Origin of the sequence: Bacillus sp. JJ722 (assembly GCF_036963345.1) — a bacterium.
Taxonomy (GTDB): domain Bacteria; phylum Bacillota; class Bacilli; order Bacillales; family DSM-1321; genus Bacillus_AD.
In genome coordinates this window covers 39388-46807 of record NZ_JBALMO010000046.1, presented here as the reverse complement: position 1 = coordinate 46807, position 7420 = coordinate 39388, and the positions used below count along the sequence as shown (strand labels likewise).

General features: G+C 34.6%; 6 protein-coding genes. 1 reads left to right on the top strand and 5 read right to left on the bottom strand.

Annotation, left to right across the window (positions count from 1 at the left end; all coding sequences use genetic code 11):
• Positions 1 to 88: 88 nt before the first annotated feature.
• From rarD to V7014_RS07900, 5 genes are all read right to left on the bottom strand, one after another.
• Positions 89 to 1012, bottom strand: a complete 924-nt coding sequence (gene rarD, locus V7014_RS07920; RefSeq protein ID WP_335505922.1) for an EamA family transporter RarD — start codon at positions 1010 to 1012, stop codon at positions 89 to 91.
• 272 nt (positions 1013 to 1284) lie between these two features.
• Positions 1285 to 2859, bottom strand: coding sequence for an acyl-CoA synthetase MbcS (gene mbcS, locus V7014_RS07915; RefSeq protein WP_335505920.1), 1575 nt, complete (start codon positions 2857 to 2859; stop codon positions 1285 to 1287).
• A gap of 237 nt (positions 2860 to 3096) precedes the next feature.
• A complete protein-coding gene (locus V7014_RS07910; protein WP_335505918.1) occupies positions 3097 to 3297 on the bottom strand; it encodes an alpha/beta-type small acid-soluble spore protein in 201 nt (66 codons plus the stop codon).
• Positions 3298 to 3389: 92 nt separating this feature from the next.
• Positions 3390 to 4598 (bottom strand): tRNA uracil 4-sulfurtransferase ThiI, encoded by a 1209-nt coding sequence (gene thiI, locus V7014_RS07905; protein ID WP_335505916.1) that lies wholly within the window; start codon positions 4596 to 4598, stop codon positions 3390 to 3392.
• A gap of 4 nt (positions 4599 to 4602) precedes the next feature.
• The gene (locus V7014_RS07900; RefSeq protein ID WP_335505914.1) at positions 4603 to 5745 is read right to left on the bottom strand and encodes a cysteine desulfurase family protein; all 1143 of its coding nucleotides are present in this window, start codon (positions 5743 to 5745) and stop codon (positions 4603 to 4605) included.
• A 293-nt stretch (positions 5746 to 6038) separates the two neighbouring features.
• Here V7014_RS07900 and brnQ point away from each other — a divergent pair, with 293 nt between their 5' ends.
• Entirely contained in the window at positions 6039 to 7388 is a 1350-nt protein-coding gene (gene brnQ / locus V7014_RS07895; protein ID WP_335505912.1) for a branched-chain amino acid transport system II carrier protein, read from the top strand.
• Positions 7389 to 7420 lie beyond the last annotated feature (32 nt).

Here is a 7420-nt window from a genome sequence, read left to right as displayed (position 1 = left end):
AAAAATGACAGGCAGTGCCCTTAAGCTTCTTGGCTTTCTTTATTCAATCTATACGTAATTTCTTCTTACTAGTAAACTTCCGCTTTTCTTAAGCACCATACTTCTCTTGTTCAAGATTCTTCTTCATTCGTACACCCTTCCTCACTTGTGAAGACGAATATAATAATAATGCACTCCAAATAAATAAAAAGGCAATAAAATGAACTTTCGTAAACGTTTCTTGATAGACAAATACTCCGATTAATAGAGAAATCGTTGGGGCAATATATTGTAAAAATCCTAACATCGAAAGCGGCATTTTCTTAGCACCCATCGCAAACAACAAAAGTGGTAGCGCTGTTGCAACTCCCCCACCCATCATGAGTAGAAATTCTTGCCCTGACAAACTCATTGATTGATCCTGAAAAAACAAATAAATAAAATAGCCAATCGCTATAGGTGTGACCATCATCGTTTCTAATGTTAATCCAATCGTAGCATCCGCATCTATTAATACTTTCGCTAATCCATATAATCCAAACGTAATAGCTAGCGTCAATGATATCCAAGGAAAGCTACCCAAATACAACGTTAAAATAGCCACTCCAATTCCCGCTAAGCAGACAGAAATGACTTGAACCTTACTTAACCTTTCTTTCAAAACAGTAACACCTAATAAAACACTTATTAAAGGATTGATATAATAGCCTAAACTCGTATCTAGAATTCTTCCGGCATTTACCGCCCAAATAAAAATACCCCAGTTAGCACTTACAAGAAGTGAAGCAACAAACAATGCCAATAACTTTTTCTTATTATTCGCTATTTCTTTCACATAAGCAATAAATGCTGACCACTTTCTCGAAAACCATAATACAAGAAGCATAAAAACAAATGACCAAATCACACGATGCCCTAGTATTTGTGTAGAATCTACATGCTGCAAGAGCTTCCAATAAATTGGGATAAATCCCCATATGACATAGGACAAGGCTCCATAAAATATACCTTCATACTCACTTTGTTTACTCATTTTGCAACCGCCTATTTTTCAGAATATTGATTTATCATATCATAAACTATGAAAAATCGTCACAAAACCGTTTCGATCGAAGTATCATTCTAAAACTAAATGCTATCCTAAAGTAAACAATGTGATAATGCAGACAGAGGTCATAGAAAATAGCCAAATATTAGTTAAAAAGAAAGATGATTTTCTTTCTTATATCTAACTAATATTCAGCCTAATATATAAAAAGACTATGTTATCTAGTTAATCTCATAGCTCAAATCATGAGGTATAGATTATTGTTTAATTTTTTGTTGTCTTAATTCAATACGGCGGATCTTACCTGATGTTGTTTTTGGTAATTCATCAATAAATTCAATTGCACGAGGATATTTATAAGGAGCAGTTAAGTCCTTAACATGTTGTTGAAGATTTGGAATAAGTTGAGGGTCATTGCTGTCGATACCATCTTTCAATACAACATATGCTTTTACAATTTGGCCACGTACTTCATCCGGCCATGCAACTACTGCACATTCTTTAACAGATGCATGTTTAACTAAAGCATCTTCTACTTCAAACGGCCCAATTGTGTAACCTGAACTGATAATAATATCGTCGCTACGGCCTTCAAACCAGAAGTAACCATCTTCATCCTTTTTCGCACGGTCTCCTGTAATATAGTAACCACCGCGGAACTGCCTAGCTGTTCTTTCTGGATCGTTTAAATATGCTTTGAATAAGGCTGGAGTATCAACATGAACAGCGATATCTCCAACAACACCTACATCACAAGGAACACCTTGATCATCTACAATATCAACTGTATTTCCTGGTGTTGGTTTTCCCATTGAACCAGGTTTTAATTCCATTCCTTTCATTACACCTAGCAATAGTGTATTCTCTGTTTGTCCATAACCATCACGAACATCGATGTTAAATTCTCTTCGGAAAGTATCAATAACTTCTTTATTTAACGCTTCTCCTGCTGATACAGCGCTATGGAGATTCGTTAGCTTATACTCAGATAAATTATCAACCTTCGCCATAATACGATATTCTGTCGGTGTACAGCATAATACATTCACTTCATATTCATCTAATAAAGTTAAATACTTATTCGGATCAAATTTCCCGTTATACACAAAGCCTGTCGATCCCGTACCTAATACAGATAAAAACGGGCTCCAAATCCACTTTTGCCAACCTGGGGCCGCTGTTGCCCAAACCACATCATTGTCAGTAATGCCTAACCAATGTGGTGCTGCTGTTTTCAAATGCGCATATGCCCAGCCATGCGTATGTACAACGCCTTTTGGATTTCCAGTAGTTCCAGAAGTATATGCTAGGAATGCCATATCATCTCTCGTTGTATCTGCTGTTTCCATCGCATCACTAACTTGTCCCATTTTCTCTTCTAAATTAAGCCAACCTTCTACATTTCCACCAACGCTGATCTTAGCAATTTGATTTGCTTCAGGAACAGCATCAATTTCATTAACAAAATCTTTATAACAAACAACAGCTTTTACATTTCCATGGTTAATTCTATATTGTAAATCTTTTGCTTTTAACATTTCAGAGCTTGGAATAACAACCATACCAGCTTTCAAGGCACCTAAATAAACTTGATATGCTTCAATTAATCTTGGAATGATTACTAAGATTGTATCACCTTTTTGTAATCCTTCTCTCATGAAAACGTTTCCAACTTTGTTTGAGCCTTTAATTAAATCACTATAAGTAATTTGTTTCTTCTCCCCATGCTCATCTTCCCAAAGTATAGCAATTTTCCCTTCTTTGCCTTTGTTCTTTTCCACTTCATTCATTAAATTGTACTTTAATGGCGCGATTAAATCTTCTCTTTTCATTAAAATTCCTCCCCCAGGAAATTACAGTACTTTTTAAGTATACTAAATTTTTGTAAAATTGAGTATATTTTTATCAATTTTATTATGCTTATTTACCCCTTGTATTTATGTATCCAGTCATTATTTTTCTTTTCTACACATAACTTAAGACTTAAGCTTATTGGCGCTCTATATAACTAAGAAGAGGCTGCCAAAAAGTTACCTTTTCGGACAGCCTCTTGTAGCCATATTATTCAATTATTTTTGGAATCCACCTAATTGTTGTTCAGCCATTTGAACAAGACGCTTAGTGATCTCACCACCAACAGATCCGTTAGCACGAGAAGTTGAATCTGGTCCAAGTTGTACACCAAACTCAGTTGCGATTTCATACTTCATTGAATCAAGAGCGGTTTGAACTCCTGGTACAAGAAGTTGGTTTGAACTATTGTTTGCCATGTGTTTTCACCTCCTTGTGAGTATAGATTGTGTAAAAACACATGGTCATATTCATTAGTTCATTTGGTAATTGTTCACATTAATTTCTTATTTTAAAATAAATCTTCTTCGACATGTTGAACTTCTTTTCTCTTACGTCTTATAAGTACTTCTTCTGTTTGCTCAACAGCTTGTGTAATCAATTCTTCAAAATCAACATGACTTTCATATTGATTAACTTTGTCACGACGCGGCATCGTTTTAGGATTTACTGGAGTAAATACTGTACAGCAATCTTCATATGGACGATTAGAAATATCTAATGTTCCTATTTCTTGAGCCATACCGATAATTTCATTTTTGTCCATTGTAATTAAAGGACGTAGAATTGGCGTATTCGTAACTTCATTAATAGCATACATGCTATGTAAAGTTTGACTAGCAACCTGACCTAAACTCTCACCGGTAATAATAGCTAATGCATCTCTCTTTTTAGTAATACGATCTACAACTTGCAGCATTAATCTTCTTGTTGTCGTCATTGAATAGTTTTCAGGAATTTGCTGCTGAATTACCTTTTGGATTTCCGTAAATGGAACAATATGAACAATCATATGTCCTGCTGTCTCTGCCAATACTTTAGCTAAATCTAATACTTTTTGTTTAGAACGTTCACTAGTAAATGGAGGGCTATAGAAATGAATACATTCAATTTCCAGTCCTCTCTTCATTGCTTGAAAACCAGCTACAGGACTATCAATACCACCTGATAGCATTAACGTTGCTTTACCATTTGAATGTAATGGCATTCCACCTGCACCCTTAATAACTTCACCCGTTAAATAAACTGCTTCTTTTCTAATTTCCACGATCAGATTTAAATCAGGGTTTTTCACATCTACTTTCAAGCCTTTATTATGCCAAAGAACATGACCTCCAACTGCATGATTAACTTCATTTGTATCCATTGGAAATGTTTTATCGGCTCTTTTTGTTGTTACTTTAAATGTTGCAATTTCTCTTGAAATTCCCTTTAAATATTGTAAAGCCGCTTCTTTAATGGCATCAATTTCTTTTTCGACAATCATAACAGGGCTAAAAGACTGTATGCCGAATACTTTAACTAATTTTTCAGAAACAGGTTTATAATCAACACCATTCAGAATGATATACATGCGATCCCTTGTAGATTGCACTTCTAAGTCTTTAAACTCTCTAGTCGCATATTTAACACTTCTTTTCAGCTTTATAATAAAGCCTTTTCTGTTCTTACCCTTTGTGGATAACTCACCAAAACGTATCATAATTTGATCATATTTCATCTTATTACCTCATAACTTCTTCTAGTTTTTCAAGGACGCTTTTTAAAGAAAGAATAAATTCTTTCGCCTCATTTATATCATTCTCATATGACAAACTAATACGAATGCTGCTTGAAGCAAGCGATTCATCCTGAGTCATAGCAAGAATTACTTCACTAATTGCTTTTCTCTTAGAGGAGCATGCACTTGTAGTGGATACATAAATATCTTTATCCTCTAGAGCATGTACTAGTACTTCTGATTTAATCTTTGGGACAGAAAAATTCAAAATATGTGGAGCACAATGATTAATTGGTGTATTCACTACAACCCCATCCAGTGTATCAAGCTCACTACGTAAATACTCTTGTATTTGCTTCATCTGCTGCTTTTCTGTGTATGTTATTTCAAATGTTAATCTCAATGCTTTCGCTAAGGAAACAGCTCCAGCAACGTTCTCTGTACCACTTCGAAATCTTCTTTCTTGACTCCCCCCTGAGAAGAGCGGGGAAAGATTGACACCATCTCGGACATACAAGACACCCGTTCCTTTTAATCCGTGAAACTTATGAGCTGAAATCGTACATAAATCAATGTTACTTTCTTTTATTTGTAAAGGAACTTTTCCAATTCCTTGTACATAATCAACATGAAATAATACTTTAGGATATTCACGCAGCATTCTTCCAATATCTTCAATCGGTTGAATAGATCCTATTTCATTATTCACATGCATAATCGAAACAAGTATCGTATCTTTTCGGATAGCGTCAATGACATCTTTAGCGCGAACTCTTCCGAATGAATCCACCGGTACATAAGTCACTTCAAATCCAAGTGTCACTAACTGTTCACAAGCTTCAATTACGGAAGGATGTTCAATTGATGATACGACTAGATGCTTACCACGCGATCTAAAGCTCATAGCTGTACCTTTTATAGCCATATTATTTCCTTCCGTACCCCCAGATGTGAAATAAATTTCTTGTTCTTTTACATCTAAAATATTCGCTACTTGTTTTCGAGCTTGACTTAATAATTGCTCAGCAGTAGCTCCTATACCATGCAAGGATGAAGGATTACCAAAATATTTTGTTGCGACTATTGTAAAGGAATCAACAACTTCTTTCCTCGGTAATGTTGTTGCACTGTTATCAAAATATATCATGAGTACACCGTCCAATATATGCTATATGCAAAACTAAATTTTATCATATTTACCACAAAAAATTAACACACTTTTTTATTTACCATTTTAAACCATAAAAATACTTTTGCAAAAAAATATATTTTTATGTACAATTTGAAAGTGAATTATTGAGCAACATTTTAAAAATCACATCTAAGGTTTTAATATAATGAATTTTTTGATTATTCTATTTTTAGAGAACAATTTAAACTTACTTTTTTATCGTTCTAATAAGTCTAAAAATTCATTTTAATGTATCAGGAGGAAACAACATGAACAAAGATTTATCCAATAAACAAATACTCGCAATTGGATTAATGCTTTTTGCATTATTTTTAGGCGCTGGTAATATTATTTTCCCACCATTTCTAGGTCAACAAGCTGGCTCTAATATCTGGATTGCTGTATCTGGTTTCTTAGTTACAGGTGTAGGACTTCCTTTATTAGCTGTTATCGCAGTGGGTAAAGTCGGTAGTTTACAAACTCTAGCTGGTCGAGTACATCCAGTTTTCGGCGTAGTATTCACAATTATCATCTACTTAGCAATCGGGCCCTTTTTCGGTATTCCGAGAACAGCAACAGTAACTTATGAAATTGGTGTTCTTCCATTCTTAAGTGAATCTGCTGCACAATCATTTTTACCATTAGCTATTCTTTCGATCATTTTCTTTGCAATTACTGCTTGGCTTTCACTAAACCCTACTAAACTAGTAGATCGAATTGGTAAGATTATTACCCCTATTCTTCTGGCTGTATTAGCAGTACTTGTTGGTAAGAGTTTATTGAGCCCACTTGGATCAATTTCAAGCCCTACAGAAGCTTACGAATCACACTCTTTCTTTAACGGTTTTATCGAAGGTTACTTAACAATGGATACAATCAGTGGATTAGTTTTGGGTATTGTAGTTATTTCCGCCATTAGTGATCTAGGTATAACTAAGAAAGAAACGATTACAAGTACTGTTTGTAAAGCAGGTATCATTGCTGCAACTGGATTAGCCTTAGTTTACTTATCATTAACATACATCGGCGCAACTAGCGTAAACGAAGTAGGTATGCTTGATAATGGTGGAGCCATTTTATCAGCTTCAACTAAGATTTTGTTCGGGAACATTGGGTCAATTATTTTAGCTTTAACAATTACACTAGCATGCTTAACAACATCTGTAGGATTAATTTCTTCTTGTGCTCAGTACTTCTCACAACAAGTTCCTGCACTATCTTACAAAGCTATTGTCATTATTCTATCAACATTTAGCACAATCATTGCAAACTTTGGTTTATCAAAATTAATTTCTATTTCTTTACCGGTGTTAAGCTTTATTTACCCGTTAGCTATAACACTTATCATTGTATCGTTCTTCCATAAATATTTTCATGGATATTCAGCAGTATATGTAGGTTCTATGCTTGCAGCTGGAATTGTAAGTCTTATCGATGTTCTTATATCAGTTGGTTTAAACCTTGGAGCTATTTCAGACATAATGTCTCTATTACCTTTATCAGAACAAGGAATTGGTTGGATTCTTCCAGCAATTATAGGTGGATTCATTGGTTACAGTTATGGTAAATCTACTGAGAAAGTAAATCGAACAAAACAATCCGTGGCAGATATAGATTAATCTCATATCAATAAGAAAAGAAGCCGCAATTA

Coding starts and splice junctions, on each gene's coding strand:
- mbcS (WP_335505920.1), bottom strand. CDS start 2,859: ATGAAAAGAGAAGATTTAATCGCGCCATTAAAGTACAATTTAATGAAT.
- brnQ (WP_335505912.1), top strand. CDS start 6,039: ATGAACAAAGATTTATCCAATAAACAAATACTCGCAATTGGATTAATG.
- V7014_RS07910 (WP_335505918.1), bottom strand. CDS start 3,297: ATGGCAAACAATAGTTCAAACCAACTTCTTGTACCAGGAGTTCAAACC.
- rarD (WP_335505922.1), bottom strand. CDS start 1,012: ATGAGTAAACAAAGTGAGTATGAAGGTATATTTTATGGAGCCTTGTCC.
- thiI (WP_335505916.1), bottom strand. CDS start 4,598: ATGAAATATGATCAAATTATGATACGTTTTGGTGAGTTATCCACAAAG.
- V7014_RS07900 (WP_335505914.1), bottom strand. CDS start 5,745: ATGATATATTTTGATAACAGTGCAACAACATTACCGAGGAAAGAAGTT.